A 17,677-nucleotide genomic window follows, 5' to 3' on the forward strand; every position below is an offset into this window, starting at 1 on the left:
CAAACGCCCAAACGCCCAAACGCCCAAACGCCCAAACGCCCAAACGCCCAAACGCCCAAACGCCCAAACGCTCAGGCACTCAAGCACTCAAGCACTCAAGCACTCAAGCACTGACCCCCGCCGCATCGTGACGCGCATAGTCGACGTAGCCCGCGCGGTCGCCGCCGTACCAGCCGACCGCCTTCGGCGCGGCGAGCGGCGCGTTCGCCGCGATGCGTTCGACGAGGTCGGGGTTCGCGATGTACGCGCGCGTGAACGCGACGAGATCGGCGTCACCCGTGTCGATCAGCGCGTGGGCGGCATCCGGTGCGATGCCGCCGTTGACGATCAGCGTGCCGCCGAAGTGCTTGCGCGTGTTCGCGACGATGCGCGGCAGGTCGGGTTCGCCGCTCCAGCCGTTGGTGTCCGCCGCGTGCACGTACGCGACGCCGGCTTCGTCGAGCATGCGGCCGACGTAGGCGTACGTCGTATCCGGATCCGCGTCGCGCACGTTGTTGTACTTCGCGTACGGCGAGATGCGCACGCCCACGCGGCTGAGCGGCATCACGCCGCCGACCGCGTCGACGATCTCCTCGAGGAAGCGCGCACGGTTCGCGACCGAGCCGCCGTACCGGTCGTCGCGGCGGTTCAGCGTCGACGACAGGAACTGGTGCGGCAGGTAGCCGTTGGCCGCGTGGAGCTCGACGCCGTCGAAGCCGGCCGCCATCGCGCGGATGGCCGCGTCGCGGAATTCGTCGACCGTGTCGGCCACCTCGTCCGTCGTCATTGCACGCGACGGCGTCGCGTGAATCTTCGTGTAATAGCCGTTCTGCAGCTGCGCCCACACCTGCAATTGCTCGAGATCGTCGTTGACGCCGGACGGCGACAGCGGCGCGTCGCCGCCGAGCAGCGTCAGCGAGCTCACGCGGCCGCCGTGCCACAGCTGCGCGAAGATGCGGCCGCCGTTCGCATGCACGGCGTCCGTGATCTGCTTCCAGCCGGCCGCCTGCTGGTCGGTGACGAGCCCCGGCGTCAGTTCGAACGATGCGGAAGCCGGGCTGACGTTGGTCGCCTCGGTCACGATCAGGCCGGCGGACGCGCGCTGCGCGTAGTACTCGGCCATCAGTTCGGTCGGCTGGCCGCGCGACGGCGCGCGCGAGCGCGTCATCGGCCCCATCACGACACGGTTGGGAAGCGGCAGGCCGCGCAGGTCGTAGTGGCTGAGCAGGGTAGACATGATGGATTCCTTTTTGCGTGAGGCAGGGCGGTGCCGCGTGTCGCGTGACAGCGACCGGTCAGGCGGCGCGCCCTGCGGATAGTTCGGGAAAGACAGGGGTGACGTGCCGGCAGCGTTCCGGCGCGCGAGCGGCCCCGGGGGGCGTCGCGCGTGAACCGGTGCCGGCGCCGGTTCAGGACTGTGCGTGGCGTCGTGCGTGCGGACGCCCGATCACGAGGTAGTGGGCGAGCGCGATGATCGGGAACGTGCCGGCAACCGCGGCCACGAGCGGCCAGCCGCCGTGTTCGTACAGCGGGCTCGCGAGCGCGGAGCCGATCGCACCGCCGACGAAGATGCTCGTCATGTACAGCGCATTCAGGCGGTTGCGGCTGGCCGCGTGCAGCGCATAGATCTCGCGCTGGCCGAGCACCATGTTCATCTGCACCGCGAAGTCGAGCACGATGCCGGTGACGACGAGGCCATACAGGCCGGCGCCGTGGATCAGCGCGACCGCGTATGACAGCGCGCCGGCGATCAGCGCGATCAGCGTCGCCCGCACGCCGTGGCCGGCATCCGCGAGGCGGCCCGCGACCGGTGCCGACGTCGCGCCGATCGCCCCGACCAGCGCGAACAGGCCGATGGCTGATTGCGACAGGCCGTAGTGACGCGTGAGTTCGACCGGCACGGCGGTCCAGAACAGGCTGAACGACGCGAACATCAGGCCCTGGTAGAACGCGCGATGGCGCAGCACCGGCATCGTGCGAACCAGGTGCAGCAGCGAACCGATCAGCTCGAAGTAGGTGGCGCGGTGATCGGGCTGGCGCGACGGGATCGTCAGCGCGAGCACGGCGGTCACGAGCGTCATCAGCACCGCGGCGGCCGCGAACACGAAGCGCCAGCCGAACGCGTCGGCCACCACGCTCGACAGCGGGCGCGCGAGCAGGATGCCGAGCAGCAGCCCGCCCATGATCGTGCCGACCACCCGGCCGCGCGAATGATCGGGCGCGAGGTGCGCGGCGAGCGGCACCAGGATCTGCACCGCGACCGAACTGAAGCCGATCAGCAGCGAGATCGCGAGGAACAGCCCGGGCGTCTGCACGACGGCCGCCGCCGCGAGGCTCGCGATCGACACGACGGCGGTGATGATCATCAGCTTGCGGTTCTCGAGCAGGTCGCCGAGCGGCACGATGAAGAACAGACCGAACGCGTAGCCGATCTGCGTCAGCGACACGATCAGGCTCGCGGTTCCGCCGGACATGTGCAGGCTCGGCGCGATGAGTTCGGTGATCGGTTGCGCGTAGTACAGGTTCGCGACGATCGCGCCGCAACTGAACGCGAACAGCATGATGAGGCCCTGCGTGAGCTTGGCCGCGTGCCCGTGGGGCGCGAGCGGGGTGGATTCTGCTGACATGGTCGACTCCTTCGAAAGAGATGTCGGGTGCCCGGTCGTCGGGCGGGCGTGGCGTTGTTGGGTGTTCGGGTGTTCGACGCGGCGCAACGGAAGCCGCCGCATTGCCGTCAAGATTATTGATCGATCGATAACAAGGGAATACGCCCGGTGCGCAATCGAGCTTTGCGCGCCACGCAAAGGGGTCGGACCGCAGCCGGGTTCATGCGCATGCGCCGAGGCCGAGATCGGTCGCGAACCGCACGCCGGCGTCGGCGAGGCCGGCCGACGCGACCCGGCGCGCGGCCGCCCAGGATGCCGTGCGTCTCGTAACGTCGTGCGCGCCCGACGGCAGTGCCTGCGCGAGGGTGACCGCGTCGGCGAGGGCCTTCGACATGCCGGATGCCGTATGGGGCCGCAGCGTGCAGGCCGCGTCGCCGACGAGCGCGATGCGGCCGTTGGCGAAAGCGGGGCTGAAGACATCGAAGACGGCCTGGACGGACGGCGCGGCGGTCGCCTCGACCAGTTGCGACAGCACCGGCGGCAGACGCTCGCGCGCGAGTGCGCCGAGCGCGGCGTGTGCGCGCGTCGACAACAGGCCCGGTTCGGCCGACGCGTCGTGCAGGCGGCCGCCGAGGTCGGCCAGATGGCCGCGCAACGTGTCGAGGTTTGCTTCGGAGCGGTACCAGATCCAGTTGAAGCGTTGCGCGCGAGGCCCCGGCATGCCGTCGGCGGCGGGAATCTGGAACGCCATGAACAGTTCGCCGGGCTGCCGGTAGAGCGTCAGGTTCTCGACGAGCATTTCGATGGTCCCCGCATCGAACGCGGCTTCGTCGACGACGCCGCGCCACGCGAAGTAGCCGGCATAGCGCGGCGCGTAGCCGGGAAACAGCGCTGTGCGGATCCGCGAGCCCGCGCCTTCCGCGGCGACGAGCAGGTCCACCCGCTCGCGCGTCGCGCCGATCTGCAAGTCGACACCGTCCGGGTCGCGGTGCTCGACCGTCACCGGGCTGTCGTAGCGGATCATCCCGTCCGGCAGCATCGCGCACAGCGCGCGATAGACGATGTCCCACGACGAAAACGGCAGCCATTGGCACGCGTCGTCGACGATTCCGCCCGCGCGGTCGATCCAGCGCCGGCGGCGCGTCGGGACCGTCGCGATCGACAGCCGCTGGCCGCCGTGCGCGTCGAGAAATGCCGTCATGCGGCGCAGTACCGCGACACCGCCGCCATGATCGGGCACGCGCCGGTCGCGGCGCTCATGGACGACGACCTCGTGACCGATGCAATTCAGCGTGACGGCGGCGGCCAGGCCCGTGATGGAGCCGCCGGCGATCGCGATCTTCATGATGCGCCTCTCGAAACGGGCTTCCGGCGCGGATATCGCGGGTAGCGAAGCCCCATGAGAGCAGTCTGGATCGAGCCGACTGAATAGTCCTAAACCGCGTCTTAAATCACTTGATTTCTGCGGTGCGCGCGGCGGTGTTGAGTCGGAGGACGACACAATGCCGCTGGTGCTCGGCCATAGGTCGGAATCCGAGTGCTTCGTAGGCGAGCTTCTGGTGGTCGGCGAGCGTGTCAGTGGGCCGTCGTACCGCGCGAGCAACGTACCCATGTCAGGCGGGGCGATGCACAGTTGTGTACCGAGATGCTGACACAGCCGTTCCGGCATGAGCCTTGTACGGCGCCCTTTGCAGGCTGACCTGCCTGCAAAGCCCGAATCGTGAATCTGATGTGCAGTCAATCGGCTGACAAGAACGATTCAAGCCTGGACTGACAATCGCAGGAGGCATGCAAAACGACGCCAGGCGCGGTACCGGTCACGTTTGTGAAGATATTGGCATCAAAATCGTTGCGAATTCAATCATGTATTATTAGAATTTTTTGTCACGGGTAGGTGAATTTAATTTCGGCAAGAGGTGTTCATGAAAATTGCTTACATCTTGGCGTCAACGAGTCACGGGATGCTTATCGTCAACAGGAACGACGAAAACCATAACGTAGAATATGGAAATTATGGTGTGGGATGGAATATCCTGGAAACTGGAGGTTTTTATACGAGTGATGTTGAATTACTGACATCGATTCTGAAACTAAAGAAGCGCAAGGCGGATGGCAGACGTCCGGTTATCGCAATCGACTGCGGCGCCAATATCGGAGTGCACACGATTGAGTTTGCACGGGTACTTGGCGAAGCAGGAAGTGTTATCTCGATTGAGGCGCAGAGAACGGTGTACTATGCGCTATGCGGGAATATTGCCATCAATAATTGTTTCAATGTCGATGCGAAAAATGTTGCGATCGGCGGAGAAAATGGATTATTGAGAATACCATTCGTTGATTATCATAAAAAATCAAGCTTTGGAAGCCTCGAGCTTGTCAGGAGTTCTGTCAATGAAGATATCGGGCAGCGGATTGATTACGACTGCGGATATGATGTTCCGTTAATTACGCTTGATTCCTTGGGACAATCGAATGTCGACCTCATAAAAATCGACGTCGAAGGCATGGAGGAGGCCGTCATTGATGGTGCATTGGAAACATTGAACGCTTCTCGTCCGATCATGTTCATCGAAAAGATCAAGTCGAATTCCGGCAGGATGTATCAGACGTTGGTCGATCTCCAGTACGAAATCCATGACCTCGGCCCCAACATACTCGCGATCTCGAGCGGTGATCCGATATCGGAGGATGTCCACCGCCTGCTTGACGGTCAGGGCTGATTGCCGTCCTCGGAGAATGCCGGGTCGGATTCCCTTGACAGCGTCACGTCAGGCACAGGACGCGATCGGTAAGGTAGTTGGGACCCCGTCGACTGCGTGCTTCAGCGGCGCTGGCCCTGCAGCGTCGGAATCTGCGCAAACAGTCCGGCGAGCCAGTCGACGAAGATCTTGAGCTTGACGGGTGTATGCCGGTTGGGCGGATATAGGATCGAGATCGGCCGCGGCGGCGTGTTGAAATCCGTCAGCACCTCGCGCAGGCGCCCCGATTGCAGGTACGGCTCGACCAGGTACAGCGAGGTCTTGATCAGGCCGATGCCGGCGACGCCGCACGCGATGTAGGTGTCGGCGTCGTTGACCGCGACGGTGCCGCACATCTGCATGATGCGCGTTTCGCCGTCGACCACGTAGTCCCACGGCCGCGGCCGGCCCGTGTCGGCCGAGATGTGGCTGACCGCGATGTGTTGCGTGAGATCGTCGACCGTTTCAGGCGCGCCGCAGCGTTCGAGATACGCGGGCGCCGCGCACGTGCAGGTGGTCAGGCTGCCGATCCGTTTCGCGACCAGCCCCGAATCGTCGAGCGCGCCGACGCGCACGACGCAGTCGACGCCTTCGCCGACCAGGTCGATCTGGCGGTCGGTCACGCCGAGTTCGACCGAGATGCCCGGATTCGCGGCGAGAAATTCGGGCAGCGCGGGCACCATGATCTGCTTGGCCATCGCCGGCGGCAGGTTCACTTTCAGGCGGCCGCGCGGCACGTTGCGCGCCTGCGAGACGGCCGCTTCCATGTCGGCGATTTCACGCAGCACGCCGACGCAGCGCTCGTAGTAGGCCTGCCCGTCCTCGGTCAGCGAGATCCGGCGGGTGGTGCGGTTCAGCAGCCGGCAGCCGAGATGCTGTTCGAGCGTGCTGAGCAGCGCGGACACGCGCGGCGTCGTCAGCCCGGTCGTGTCGGACGCGCGCGTGAAGCTGCCCGTCTCGACGATGCGCGTGAATACGCGCATCGAAAGCAAGGTATCCATCGTTGAGAAATCTCCAACCTGTTCGTTGCCGGCGCCGGTCTGTGCCGGCGCGGCTTTTTTGTTGAGGTGCCGCCGCTACGCGTCGATGCGCTTCCTGAGCCCGTCGCCTGCAAACGGCATTTCGCGCAGCCGCTGGCCGGTCGCATCGAAGATCGCATTGGCCAGCGCACCCGCGGTCGGCCCCATCGACGCTTCGGCCGCACCGAGGAACGGCGCGCCGGGACGGTTGATCAGGTGCACCTTGATGCTTTGCGGCGCCGCGCCGAAACGCAGGATCGGGTAGCTGCTCCAGTCAAAGCTGCGGATGCGCTGCGTATCGTATTTCAGCGCCTCGTACAGTGTCCAGCTCGCGGCCTGCACGATGCCGCCTTCGATCTGGTTGCGGATGCCGTCCGGCGACACGACCTGGCCGGCGTCGACGGCCACTTCCGCGCGGTCGAGCGTCACCTGGCCCGTTTCCGGCACGACCGTGATCTCGATCGCCATCGCGACGTAGGCCATCAGGTTCTTGTAGCGGCCGAACGCGAAGCCGACGCCACGATTGCGTTCGCGCGGCGGCCGCGGCCAGCCGAACTTCGTCGCGACGAGCTGGATCACCTGGCGTGCACGGTGGTCCTGCATGTGCCGCAGCCGGAATTCGACCGGATCGACGCCGGCGGCGTGCGCCAGCTCGTCCATGAAGCTCTCGATTGCCCACACGTTGGTGTGCGCGCCGAGCGAGCGCATCGCCGAGGTCTGCAGCGGCATCGTCGGCGAGAAGTTGTTGACGATGTGCATGGTCGGCAGCGCGTACAGCGGAATCGCGTTGCGATCGCCGCCGCCTTCGGGCTGCAGCATCGGCGTCGACGGCGCGGACACGAACGGCGGCTCGAGCATCCGCGCGGGCAGCAGCCGGCCGGCATTGACGATCCGCTCGTTGTGCGAGCTGCTCCACAGCGCGTAGTTCCAGTCGACGATACGGCCGCTCGCGTCGAGCGACGCGCTGAGCTCCGTGACCATCGCGGGCGTGAAGTGGTCCCACGTATGTTCCTGCTCGCGCATCCATTGCACGCGGATCGGCTTGCCGGGCAGCGCCGCCGCGATCAGCGCCGCATGCGCGGCCACGTCGTCCGCGCCGTTGTGCCCGTAGCAGCCGGAGCCTTCGGTATGGATGCAGCGCACGCTCGTCTTCGGCATCGACAGCATTTCGGCGAGCGCGTCGCGCAGCGGATACACGCCCTGCGAGTGGGTCCACACGGTCAGCATGCCGTTCTCGAGATGCGCGACCGCACACGACGGCCCGATCGAGCCGTGCAGCAGGTAGTTCTTCAGGAACGTCGCGGAGAGGGTCTTCGTCGCCGGTGCGGTGTCGCCCTTCGTGTTCGCGATCTCGATGCGCTGCGTCGCGATCCGCTTCAGGTCCTGGTGCACCGTGTCGCGCTCGGGCAGCGCGCGGCCGGGCGACCAGCGGCTGCCGGCGGCCAGCGCGCGCTGCGCGACGACCGCCTGCCATTCGCCGCGCGCGACGACCGCGAGGAGGCTGCCGTTGCGCACGATCCGCACGACGCCCGGCATCTTCAGGATCGCGGCTTCGTCGAACGACAGCAGCTTCGCGTCGTACACGGGCGGCATCACGACACGCGCATGCAGCATGTCGGGCAGTGCCATGTCCTGCACGTAGCTGACGCCGCCCGTGACCTTGTTCGGAATGTCGACGCGCGGCAGCGACGTGCCGATCACCGAGAACGTGGCCGGCGGCTTCAGCGGCGACGTCGGCGTGGCGCTGCGGTGCAGGTCGACCGTGCGCACCGCGTCGCCGTAGCGCATCGTGCGGCCGTCCTGCGCCTTGATCACCGCATCGGCGACGGTGAGCGTGCGCGGATCGACGCCGAACTGCTTCGCCGCGCCGTCCACCAGCAGCCCGCGCACCTGCGCGGCCGCGTTCAGCAACGCGGAGCCGCTGTCGGCCATCGTGTGGCTGCCGGCCGTCAGGCCCTCGTCCGGCGACGCGCCGGTGTCGGCCGTCAGGAACGTGATCAGCGAGGGCTTCATGTTCAGCTCCTCGGCCGCCACCTGCAGCAACGCGGTACGCACGCCGGTGCCGAGCTCGACCTTGCCGGTGAACACGGTGACCTTGCCTTCGGGCGTGATCTTGATCCACGCGTCCAGCAGCGGGTTGGTCTTCAGGCTGCCGGCCAGCGTTTCGGTCGCCTTGCCGACGTGGACGGCGGCGCCTTCGTCCGCGATCACGAGCTGCGCGGCGGCACGCGTGACCGGCGCGAGACTGAACGCGACGAAGAGCGCGCCGGAGACCATGAAGTGCCGGCGGCCTTCGTCGATGTCGTCGGGTGGGTTCATCAGAGTCCCTTGCTGATCATGACGGGCGCGCCGGCCGGCTCCGGGTCCGGCAGGCCGGCGACCTGGCGGATCGCCGCGAGGATCCGCATGTGGGTGCCGCAGCGGCACAGGTTCGGTTCCATCTGCGCGCGCAGTTCGCGTTCGGTGGGCTTCGGGTTGCGTTCGAGCAGCGCCTGCGCGCGCATGATCATCCCCGCGATGCAATACCCGCACTGCGCGGCCTGGTGATCGATGAACGCCTGCTGCAGCTTGCCCGGATGCTCGGCGGTGCCGAGGCTTTCGAGGGTCCGCACGCGGCGCTCGCCGAGCGCGGCCACCGGAATCAGGCACGAGAACATCGGCTTGTCGTCGACGATCACGGTGCATGCGCCGCATTGCCCGAGGCCGCAGCCGAACTTCGCGCCGTGCAGGTGCAGGTCGTTGCGCAGCGCGTACAGCAGCGGCGTGGACGGATCGATGTCGAGCGTGTGCCGCACGCCGTTGACGGTGAGGGTGATCATCGCGCGCTGTCCTCCTTTCTGAGTTTCGCGGCCAGGGTGTCGACGCCGCTCCATGCGGGACGATCGGAGTACGCTTCGCGCAGGTACGCGGCGAGGTCCGCGATCTGCGCGTCGTCGTACTGGTCGATGAACGACGGCATGTAGTTCAGCGTGTCTTCGCCGTGCCAGCCGATCCCGTTGAACATCATCTGGATCGCGTTGCGCGGCGTATCGGCGGCGACCGCCGTGCTGAACGCGAGCGTCGGCCGCTCGCCGATCGACTGCATTGGCGACACCGGCCCGTGGCACTGCGCGCACGACGCCTGGAACAGCACCGCGCCGCGCTGGCCGGCGGGCGTCGTCGGGCCGTGTCCGGCACCGGCGGTCGCGGGCCTTGTTGCGGCCGGCTTCTGGATCGACAGGATGTACGCGGCGATCGCCTCGACGTCCTCCTGCGGGACGGTCGCGAGATCGCGCGTGACGGGCAGCATCGGGCCGGCCGCCGCGCCGTGCTCGTTCGCGCGGCCGGTGCGCAGGTAGGTGACCAGCTGCGCCTGCGTCCACGGCTTGACCGCGTTGCCGAGCGCATTGAGCGGCGGCGCCTCCCAGCCGTCGACGATGCCGCCGTCGAACGCCTTGCCGGCCTGTTCGCCGCCGATCGCATTGAGCGGCGAATGGCACGACGCGCAGTGCCCGAGGCCGTCGACGAGCAGCTTGCCGCGATTCCATTGCGCGGATTGCGACGGGTCGGGCCGGTACGCGCCTTCGCGCAGGAACAGCACGTTCCAGAACGCGACCAGCGGCCGGAAGTTCAGCGGAAAGATCAGCTCGTTCGGCGGCGTTTTCGTCTGCACCGGCTCACGGGTCATCAGGTACGCGTAGGCGGCCGTGATGTCGTCGTCGGACATGCGCGTGAAGTGGATGTACGGAAACGCCGGGTAGAGCGGATGGCCGTCGCGGGCGATCCCGCTGCGCAGCGCACGCGCGAACGCGTCGCGCGACCAGCGGCCGATACCGGTGTCGGCATCCGGCGTGATGTTGGTCGCGTAGATCGTGCCGAACGGCGTCGCGAGCGGCAGCCCGCCGGCGAACGGTTTGCCGTCCTTCGCGGTGTGACACACGATGCAGTCGCCGAGCGCGACCACGCGCGCGCCGGCGCGAACGAGTTGCGGATCGAACGACGCGCGGGCTGGCGGATCGATCGGCGCAATCGACGGCTTGAACATGATGCCGATCGCGATCGCCAGGCCGACAACCGCGATGCCGGCCGCGCCGAACCAGAGTCGTTTGTGCTTCATGCGTGCTCCACGCAAACCGGTTTGCCTGCGTTCGTTCGACCGGCGGGGCAATGGAGCGGATGCCGGCCGCGCGCGGCGGTGTGGATTCGGCTGCCGCCGCGGGCGGGCCGGTATGAGAGGCCGGGCGCGCGTGTGCCGGCGGCGGTCGTTCCGGTCGGCGTCGCCGGATGACGGCGACGCATCGCCGGGCGATCCGGCCATGACAAGCCGGCCCGGCGGCAGCGATTCGCGGCGGAGATCATGTCGTTGCTCCAGGTGTGGGGAGGCCGCGCAGGCAAGGGCGCAATCGCGTCATCGTGTGCACGGCGGATGATGGAGGCAGTCTACGCGCGCACCGGCGCCATTTCCTGAAGCTGCGCTGAAACGTTCTGAACCCTGCCGAGACGCTTGCCCGGCACGGGCGTCGCCGTGTCAGCGCGGCGTGCCGAGGCCGAATGCCGCGGCCAGTTGCGGACCCTTTTCGAGCAGCGACGTCACTTCGTCGCGCCGCCGCGCCGACCATTGCGCGAGGCGCGCGACAACATCGGTCGTATCCGTCGGCAGCGCTTCGGCAAGCGACACCGCATCGCTCGCGGCCTTCGACGTGCCCGATGCGGTGTGGGGGCGCACGGTGCACGCCGCGTCGCCGATCAGTGCGACGCGACCGTCGACGAACGCGGGGCTCAACGCATCGAAGATCGCCTGGTTGAACGGCATGCGCGTCGCGTGAACCAGTTGTGCGAGCGTGGCGGGCAGGCGTTCGCCGGCGAGTTGCCGCAGCGTCGCGACGACGTCGTCGGCGAGTTGCCCCGGATGCACGGACGCGTGATGGACATGCCCGACCCGATCGGTCAGGTGGTGGCGCAGCGCATCGCGATCGGCTTCGTTGCGATACCACAGCCAGTTGAAGCGGCGCGTGCCCGGTACGAGCGAGCCGTCGAGCGCGGGAATCAGGAACGCCATGAACAGCTCGCCCGGCGCCTTGTGCAGCGTCATGTTCTCGACCAGCGGCGCGATCGACGCGGCGTCGAAATCCGCTTCGTCGACGATCCCGCGCCACGCGAGGTAACCGGCAAACGACGGCGCATAACCGGGAAAGAGCTGCGCGCGCAGGGTCGAGCCGGCACCGTCGGCGGCAATCAGCACGTCCGCACGGATCCGTTCGTCGCCGAGATGGACGTCGACGCCGTCCGCGTCCTGGTCGAAGCCGGTGACCGTGCGGCCGTACCGGATGTGCCCACTCGGCAGCGTTTCGCACAGCGAGCGGTAGACGGCGTCCCATGACGAAAACGGCAGCATCTCGGGCTCGTCGCGCGTGACGCTGCCGTCGCGATCGATCCAGCGCCGCCGGTGCGTCGGCACGCTGATCGCGTGGCGGCAATGCCGGCCGTGCTGTTCGAGAAACGCCATCATCCGGCGCAATACGGCCACACCGCCGCCCTGGCCGCGCAGCGGCGACGGCGAGCGTTCGCAGACCGTCACGTCGTGTCCGACGCAGTCGAGCGTCAGCGCGGCCGCGAGACCGGCGATCGATCCGCCTGCAATGACTATTTTCATCGTGGGTGACTCCGGTGTACGGCCGGTGGCGTGCGCCACCGGCCAGGCGTCGTGACGCGCGGCGCCGCGCGCCCGCGCATCACGGCTCGGCGGATCATGCCATGTCCGGCCACGCGCTGCGCCGACCGTGCAAGCGCGGCGGTCAAGACGCCGCGCGCCCGCCTGCTAGATCCGCAGCAGCTTGCCCGCATTGCCGCCGAGGATCATCGTGCGCTGCTGCGCGCTCAGGTCGACACGGTCGAGAAAGCGGACCGGCTGCTCGTAGCCCATGTCGAAACAGTAGTCGCTGCCGAGCACGAGCCGGTCCACGCCGACGTTCTCGATCAGGAAGTTCAGCACGGGCCCCGAATGCGACACCGTGTCGTAGCTGAAGCGCCGCAGGTAGCTGCTGGGCTTTTGCGCGAGCCGGCGGGTTTCGGGCCGCACGGTCCAGCCCGCGTCGAGACGCCCGACCAGGATCGGCAGCGCGCCGCCCGCGTGCGGCAACGTGACTTCCAGCGTCGGGTAGCGGTCGAGCACGCCGCCGAGGATCAGGTGCGAGCCCGCGATCGCGGTATCGAACGGGTTGCCGAGCAGGTTGCTCAGGTAGAAATCGCCGAGCCGCGCGCCGCCGACCGTCTGCTGCGGATGCAGGAAGACCGGCAGGCCCAGCTGCTCGATGCGGGCAAACACGGGCGCGAACAGCGGATCGTCGAGATCGCGGTTGTCGATGTTGGTGCCCATGTACACGCCGCGCACGCCCGGCAATTGCGCGGCGCGTTCGAGCTCGTCGATCGCGTCGGCCGCGTTCAGCATCGGCAGCGTTGCGAGCACGACGAAGCGCGTCGGGTGCCGCTGGTAGACGCGCGACGCGGATGCATTCCAGTCGCGCGCGAGCTTCGTGTTGAACGGCCGGTCGCCCCAGTACGCCATCGGCACGCTGAGCGACAGCGCCTGCACGTCGACGCCGGACGCATCCATGTCCTTGAGCCGCGCATCGATGTCGATGAACTTCATCGGCAGCGGCCCGAGGCCGCCGGCGGGCGTGCGGAACGTGAACGACGCGTCGTCGCACACGAACGAACCGCCGAAGCGCTTGCCTTCGCCGCCGACCAGGTCGCAGAAGCTTTCAGGGTAGTAATGCGCGTGGATGTCGATCGAGCGCGGCCGGTGCGTCGGCAGCGCGGCCGGCGTGGCCGGGGCGTCCGGTGTGCTCGCGGTGCCGGCGGCCGACGCGGACTGTCCGGCGACGGCGGTGCCCGCGAACGCGGCAAGCGCGCCGAGCAGGCGGCGACGTCCCGGCGACGGGCAGCAGGTGCAATTCAGCATGGTGTCTCTCATGGTGTATCGAGGGTGCGTGGCGTGCGGCTCAGCCGCGTTGCGTGATGCCCGTTGTGAGGCCCGTTGTCGTGCCCGCAGTTGTGCCCATCTCGCACGCGACGAGTTGCGTGTCGAATTGCGCGCGCTCGCGTTGAGCGCGCGCCGAGCGATCGGTGACGGAGAACACGAAGACGCCGACGAACGCCGCCGCCATCGAGAACAGCGCCGGATATTCGTACGGATAGATCGCGTGCGCGTGGCCCAGTACCTGAACCCAGACGGTCGGGCTCAGCACGGTGAGCGTCACCGCGGTGGCGAGCCCGAGCAGGCCGCCCAGCACCGCGCCGCGCGTCGTCAGGCCGCGCCAGTAGATCGAGAGCAGCAGCACCGGGAAGTTCGAGCTGGCCGCGATCGAGAACGTGAGGCTGACGATGAACGCGATGTTCTGCTTCTCGAACGCGATGCCGAGCAGGATCGCGAGCACGCCGAGCACGATGGTCGTGCCGCGCGCCACGCGCATTTCGTCCTGGTCGGACGCGTGCCCGCGCCGCAGCACGTTCGCGTAGAGGTCGTGCGAGATCGCCGACGAACCCGCGAGCGTGAGCCCGGCGACCACGGCCAGGATGGTCGAGAACGCGACCGCGCAGATGAAGCCGAGGAACACGTTGCCGCCGACCGCATGCGCGAGGTGGATCGCCACCATGTTCGCGCCGCCGGCGATCGCGCCGGACGCGTCGTGGTATTGCGGATCCGACGCGACGAGCGCGATGGTGCCGAAGCCGATGACGATGATCAGCACGTAGCCGGCGCCGACGATGCCGGTCGCATAGAGGATGCTCTTGCGCGCCGCCTTGACGTCGCCGACCGTGAAGAAGCGCATCAGGATGTGCGGCAGGCCCGCAGTGCCGAAGATCAGCGCGAGGCCGAGCGACACGGCCGAGACCGGATCGGACACCAGCCCGCCGGGGCGCATGATGGCCGCGTGTTTCGGGTGGACCAGAATCGCCTGCGCGAACAGCGCGTCGAGGCTGAAGCCGAAGCGGCTCAGCACCATGATCGCCATGAACGCGGCGCCGGCGAGCAGCAGCACCGCCTTGATGATCTGGATCCAGGTGGTGGCCAGCATTCCGCCGAAGAACACGTAGACGACCATCAGCACGCCGACGATCAGCACCGCGACCGTGTAGTTCAGGCCGAACAGCAGCTCGACCAGCTTGCCCGCGCCGACCATCTGCGACACGAGATACAGCAGCACGATGACGATCGAGCTCGACGCGGCGAACGCACGGATCGGCCGTTGCTGCAGGCGATACGACACGACGTCGGCGAGCGTGTACTTGCCGAGGTTGCGTAGCGGCTCGGCGATCAGGAACAGGATGATCGGCCAGCTCGCGAGAAAGCCGACCGAATAGATCAGCCCGTCGTAGCCGCTCGTGAACACCAGCGCGGAGATGCCGAGCAGCGACGCGGCCGACATGTAGTCGCCGGCGATCGCCCAGCCGTTCTGCAACGCGGTGATCTTGCCGCCCGCCGCGTAGTGGTCGGCCACGCTATGGTTCTTGCGCGCGGCCCAGCGCGTGATGAAGAGCGTCGACGCGACGAATACCAGGAACATGCCGATCGCGACCGGATTGTGTCCGTGCGCGAGCGCGGCGGGGCCGGCCGCGAACGCCGGTGCACAGCCGCAGGCGGCGAGCAGCGCGAGGAGCAGGCGTTTCATGATGCGTCTCCGTGGCGAAGGGCCGCGACGATCGTGTCGTGCACCGCATTGGCGCGGAACACGTAAAGCGCGACCAGCGCGAAGGTCGCGACGAACATGCCGAACCCGACCGGGATGCCCCACGGGGTCGGCCGGCCCGGCACGATCGGCGTGCCGAGCAGCGCTGGCGAAAACGCCAGCGTCAGGATGAACGCGAAATAGAGGGCGAGCATGACGAACGTCAGCGACCAGGCGAACCGCCTTCTGCGCCGGACGTGCTCGCGAAAGCGGGCATCGCGCAGCAGCGGGTGCGTGGCGTGTGACGGTGCGGCCGGTTCGGGCGCGGTGCCGGCGGTAGCCGGAAGCGGGTGGTTCACGGTGTCTCCTTCTGGTCTGGAATGGCCGGGCGACGGGCGCCGCGCGTGTCGCGCACGGCGCCCGCGCGTGCTCAGAAATGCGGCGGAACGGCGGTTTCCCGCATCACGACTTCCGGCGTGCGATAGCGCTCGGCCATTTCGCGCTCGGTGTCGTTCTTCAGTTGCGCCTGCATGTAGGCGCCGAGGTGGCGCGCGTGCTGCACGATCGCCACGCCGAACGCCGTGCGCGTCTCGCTGTATTCGCACAGCGCGTCGAGCGTGTCGGCGCGCGTGGCGAGCGCGGTGACGAGCGCGAGCGCATCGCCGGCGGCCTTCGTCACACCCATCCCGCAATGCGGCCGCGCGACGAACGCGGCGTCACCGAGCAGCGCGATCCGGCCGAACGCCATGTTCGGCACTTCGAGGTCGTAGATCGGCTGGAACAGCGGCTGCGTCGCGCGCGCGACGACCTCGGCGAACTGCGGCGCCAGCAGCGCATGAGCGGCTTCTTCCATGTCGTCGAGGACTTCGCGCCGGATCAGCGTCGGCGGAATGCCGCCCGCCCACAGCTTGCCGGTCGCGTCGGTCAGCAGGTTCGGCAGGTCGGTGTCCTCGCGGGTTGCGCGATACCACACGTAGTTGTAGCGGCGCTCGCCCGGCTTCGTGCTGTTGCCCTGGCCGGCGACCGGATAACCGAGGATCTGCTCGTGCGGCGGCAGGCCGAACGCGAAATTCCCGAACAGCGTCGCGTGGGTGGACTCCGACAGCCCGAGTTCGTCGACCAGCCCGCGCCACGCGACGTAACCCGCGTACTGCAGCCGCGCGTCCGGCAGGAATTTCTCGCGGATCGCCGAGCGGAAGCCGTCGGCCGCGATGACCAGGTCGGCGTGCACAACCGAGCCGTCGGACAGCGTGACCGACGCGTGCTCGGGGCCGTCCGCGACGTCGGTGACGACCGCGCCCGCGCGGTAGTGCTGGTCGGGCAGCGCCGCGCGCAGCACGTGGTACATCTTGCTCCACGCGGTAAGCGTCTGCGGCATCCTGCGTTCCGACACGACGGTGCCGTCGCGGCCCAGCGTGATCCGCGATTCGACCTTCACGCCGATCGATGCGTCGATGCGCACGCCCGCGGCGAGCATCACGTCGAACAGTTCGGGGTGCGTGACGATGCCGGCGCCGCGGCCCGACAGCGCCTCGGGCACCCGTTCGAACACGTCCACGTCCCAGCCGTTGCGCAGCAGGAGATTCGCGGCAAACAGGCCGCCCAGCGAGCCGCCGACGATCGCGGCCTTGCGTTTGCTCGAAGTGCTGTGGTTCATGTCAGTCTCCGTGTCCGTGGGAGTCGCCGGCCGGTGCGGCGGCGGGAAGGGTCAGCCCCGCGACTTCGGCGGCAGGGAAGTTGAGTTCGATCGTCACGCCGGACGGATCCTCGACGAACACCTGGTGCAGCCCGAGGCTCGGCACCGTGCGGTCGCGCCACGCGACGTTTTCGGCGCGCAGCGTGTCCCACATCGCCTCGACGCCGGTCGCGAGGAACGCGATGTGATCGACGGTGCCGGTGCCCGTCGCAGGCAGCGCCTTGTCGCCGAGGTAGGCCGCGAGCCCGTCCGGGTTGGCCGGGTCGACGCCGATGATGTGGACCGTGCCGTAGTCGCTTTCGTCGCCGCCCTTGTAGAGCCATGCGCCGGGAAAGTCGAACGGCGGCCGGTAGCCGCGCTTGAAGCCGAGCACACGTTCGTAGAACCGGCAGGATCGCTCGAGATCGAGCGTGCGGATCGAGTAGTGCGCCAGTCTGGATACAGTCATGGTGGACCTCTTGTTTATCGATAGATAAGTTATCGTTCGATAAATACTAGTCGAAAAAAGCGGCGGGAAGAAGCCGCGATCGAACCGTGTATACCCTTGGTCGAAAACGGTGCCGGATGCCGGTGCGCGGGGCGTTACGGCGTGATTTCGCCGGCCATCACGTCGTCCGCATAGCACCAGACCCAGTGCTCGCCGGGCTCGATCGAACGGGCGAGCGGGTGAGTCGTTTCATGAAAATGCCGGCTGGCGTGACGATTCGGCGACGAATCGCAACAGCCGACGTGCCCGCAGCTCAGGCACAGGCGCAAATGCACCCATCGGCTGCCGGACTTCACGCATTCCTCGCAGTAGTCCTTGTCGGTGTTCAGGATGTGCGCTTCACCGAGATGGGTGCAGGTCGTGGTCATCTTCCGCTCCGATGCCGGCGCCGCGGGGGCTCGCAGCGCGGCCGGCGCGAAGCTGCGAGCGGGGGGACACGATTCATTGTGGACGGCGCGCATCGCGCGCGGACCTTAATTCTTATGAAACGTGGCGGCCGCGACA

The 17,677-nt window shown here is 67.6% G+C and carries 15 protein-coding genes; 1 reads left to right on the forward strand and 14 read right to left on the reverse strand.

What is annotated here, in order from left to right; all coding sequences use genetic code 11:
- Positions 1 to 103: 103 nt before the first annotated feature.
- From HAV18_RS17325 to HAV18_RS17335, 3 genes are all read right to left on the reverse strand, one after another.
- Positions 104 to 1,216, reverse strand: coding sequence for an alkene reductase (locus HAV18_RS17325; protein WP_166957929.1), 1,113 nt, complete (start codon positions 1,214 to 1,216; stop codon positions 104 to 106).
- 172 nt (positions 1,217 to 1,388) lie between these two features.
- Entirely contained in the window at positions 1,389 to 2,606 is a 1,218-nt protein-coding gene (locus HAV18_RS17330) for an MFS transporter (protein WP_166957931.1), read from the reverse strand.
- 199 nt (positions 2,607 to 2,805) lie between these two features.
- Positions 2,806 to 3,930 (reverse strand): FAD-dependent monooxygenase, encoded by a 1,125-nt coding sequence (locus tag HAV18_RS17335; RefSeq protein ID WP_166957933.1) that lies wholly within the window; start codon positions 3,928 to 3,930, stop codon positions 2,806 to 2,808.
- Between the two features lie 577 nt (positions 3,931 to 4,507).
- Here HAV18_RS17335 and HAV18_RS17340 point away from each other — a divergent pair.
- Positions 4,508 to 5,305 (forward strand): FkbM family methyltransferase, encoded by a 798-nt coding sequence (locus tag HAV18_RS17340; protein ID WP_166957935.1) that lies wholly within the window; start codon positions 4,508 to 4,510, stop codon positions 5,303 to 5,305.
- Between the two features lie 101 nt (positions 5,306 to 5,406).
- On the opposite strand, the gene HAV18_RS17345 is transcribed toward HAV18_RS17340, so the two are convergent.
- The 11 genes from HAV18_RS17345 to HAV18_RS17395 form a co-directional block, all read right to left on the reverse strand.
- The gene (locus HAV18_RS17345) at positions 5,407 to 6,324 is read right to left on the reverse strand and encodes a LysR family transcriptional regulator (RefSeq protein ID WP_166957937.1); all 918 of its coding nucleotides are present in this window, start codon (positions 6,322 to 6,324) and stop codon (positions 5,407 to 5,409) included.
- Between the two features lie 75 nt (positions 6,325 to 6,399).
- Positions 6,400 to 8,661, reverse strand: coding sequence for a molybdopterin cofactor-binding domain-containing protein (locus HAV18_RS17350; protein ID WP_166957939.1), 2,262 nt, complete (start codon positions 8,659 to 8,661; stop codon positions 6,400 to 6,402).
- Positions 8,661 to 9,161: a (2Fe-2S)-binding protein gene (locus HAV18_RS17355; RefSeq protein WP_166957941.1), complete on the reverse strand. Its 501-nt coding sequence runs from the start codon at positions 9,159 to 9,161 to the stop codon at positions 8,661 to 8,663. The genes HAV18_RS17350 and HAV18_RS17355 overlap by 1 nt, the downstream gene beginning before the upstream one ends.
- Positions 9,158 to 10,438 carry a cytochrome c gene (locus tag HAV18_RS17360; RefSeq protein ID WP_166957943.1) on the reverse strand — a complete coding sequence of 427 codons (1,281 nt, stop codon included), beginning with the start codon at positions 10,436 to 10,438 and terminating at the stop codon, positions 9,158 to 9,160. Before HAV18_RS17360 ends, HAV18_RS17355 begins: the two co-directional genes overlap by 4 nt.
- A 411-nt stretch (positions 10,439 to 10,849) precedes the next feature.
- Positions 10,850 to 11,974, reverse strand: coding sequence for an FAD binding domain-containing protein (locus HAV18_RS17365; RefSeq protein WP_166957945.1), 1,125 nt, complete (start codon positions 11,972 to 11,974; stop codon positions 10,850 to 10,852).
- A 165-nt stretch (positions 11,975 to 12,139) separates the two neighbouring features.
- Positions 12,140 to 13,294, reverse strand: a complete 1,155-nt coding sequence (locus HAV18_RS17370; RefSeq protein ID WP_243771680.1) for an amidohydrolase family protein — start codon at positions 13,292 to 13,294, stop codon at positions 12,140 to 12,142.
- 28 nt (positions 13,295 to 13,322) lie between these two features.
- Positions 13,323 to 14,993 carry a cation acetate symporter gene (locus HAV18_RS17375; RefSeq protein ID WP_166957947.1) on the reverse strand — a complete coding sequence of 557 codons (1,671 nt, stop codon included), beginning with the start codon at positions 14,991 to 14,993 and terminating at the stop codon, positions 13,323 to 13,325.
- Positions 14,990 to 15,349: a DUF485 domain-containing protein gene (locus HAV18_RS17380; RefSeq protein WP_166957949.1), complete on the reverse strand. Its 360-nt coding sequence runs from the start codon at positions 15,347 to 15,349 to the stop codon at positions 14,990 to 14,992. The genes HAV18_RS17375 and HAV18_RS17380 overlap by 4 nt, the downstream gene beginning before the upstream one ends.
- A 71-nt stretch (positions 15,350 to 15,420) precedes the next feature.
- Complete coding sequence (locus tag HAV18_RS17385; protein WP_166957951.1) at positions 15,421 to 16,647, reverse strand: FAD binding domain-containing protein; 1,227 nt, start codon at positions 16,645 to 16,647, stop codon at positions 15,421 to 15,423.
- Position 16,648: 1 nt separating this feature from the next.
- Positions 16,649 to 17,134, reverse strand: a complete 486-nt coding sequence (locus tag HAV18_RS17390) for a VOC family protein (RefSeq protein ID WP_166957953.1) — start codon at positions 17,132 to 17,134, stop codon at positions 16,649 to 16,651.
- A gap of 134 nt (positions 17,135 to 17,268) precedes the next feature.
- On the reverse strand, positions 17,269 to 17,541 hold the full coding sequence (locus HAV18_RS17395; RefSeq protein WP_166957955.1) for a ubiquitin carboxyl-terminal hydrolase 14: 273 nt from the start codon (positions 17,539 to 17,541) through the stop codon (positions 17,269 to 17,271).
- Positions 17,542 to 17,677: the final 136 nt, after the last annotated feature.

Origin of the sequence: Burkholderia sp. D-99 (genome assembly GCF_011605345.1) — a bacterium.
GTDB lineage: Bacteria > Pseudomonadota > Gammaproteobacteria > Burkholderiales > Burkholderiaceae > Burkholderia.

What these genes read in the sequence shown, in the direction of transcription:
- HAV18_RS17390 (WP_166957953.1), bottom strand. Translation starts at nt 17,134, where the DNA reads ATGACTGTATCCAGACTGGCGCACTACTCGATCCGCACGCTCGATCTC.
- HAV18_RS17325 (WP_166957929.1), bottom strand. Translation starts at nt 1,216, where the DNA reads ATGTCTACCCTGCTCAGCCACTACGACCTGCGCGGCCTGCCGCTTCCC.
- HAV18_RS17395 (WP_166957955.1), bottom strand. Translation starts at nt 17,541, where the DNA reads ATGACCACGACCTGCACCCATCTCGGTGAAGCGCACATCCTGAACACC.
- HAV18_RS17340 (WP_166957935.1), top strand. Translation starts at nt 4,508, where the DNA reads ATGAAAATTGCTTACATCTTGGCGTCAACGAGTCACGGGATGCTTATC.
- HAV18_RS17335 (WP_166957933.1), bottom strand. Translation starts at nt 3,930, where the DNA reads ATGAAGATCGCGATCGCCGGCGGCTCCATCACGGGCCTGGCCGCCGCC.
- HAV18_RS17365 (WP_166957945.1), bottom strand. Translation starts at nt 11,974, where the DNA reads ATGAAAATAGTCATTGCAGGCGGATCGATCGCCGGTCTCGCGGCCGCG.
- HAV18_RS17360 (WP_166957943.1), bottom strand. Translation starts at nt 10,438, where the DNA reads ATGAAGCACAAACGACTCTGGTTCGGCGCGGCCGGCATCGCGGTTGTC.
- HAV18_RS17345 (WP_166957937.1), bottom strand. Translation starts at nt 6,324, where the DNA reads ATGGATACCTTGCTTTCGATGCGCGTATTCACGCGCATCGTCGAGACG.
- HAV18_RS17350 (WP_166957939.1), bottom strand. Translation starts at nt 8,661, where the DNA reads ATGAACCCACCCGACGACATCGACGAAGGCCGCCGGCACTTCATGGTC.
- HAV18_RS17370 (WP_243771680.1), bottom strand. Translation starts at nt 13,294, where the DNA reads ATGAGAGACACCATGCTGAATTGCACCTGCTGCCCGTCGCCGGGACGT.
- HAV18_RS17385 (WP_166957951.1), bottom strand. Translation starts at nt 16,647, where the DNA reads ATGAACCACAGCACTTCGAGCAAACGCAAGGCCGCGATCGTCGGCGGC.
- HAV18_RS17355 (WP_166957941.1), bottom strand. Translation starts at nt 9,161, where the DNA reads ATGATCACCCTCACCGTCAACGGCGTGCGGCACACGCTCGACATCGAT.
- HAV18_RS17375 (WP_166957947.1), bottom strand. Translation starts at nt 14,993, where the DNA reads ATGAAACGCCTGCTCCTCGCGCTGCTCGCCGCCTGCGGCTGTGCACCG.
- HAV18_RS17330 (WP_166957931.1), bottom strand. Translation starts at nt 2,606, where the DNA reads ATGTCAGCAGAATCCACCCCGCTCGCGCCCCACGGGCACGCGGCCAAG.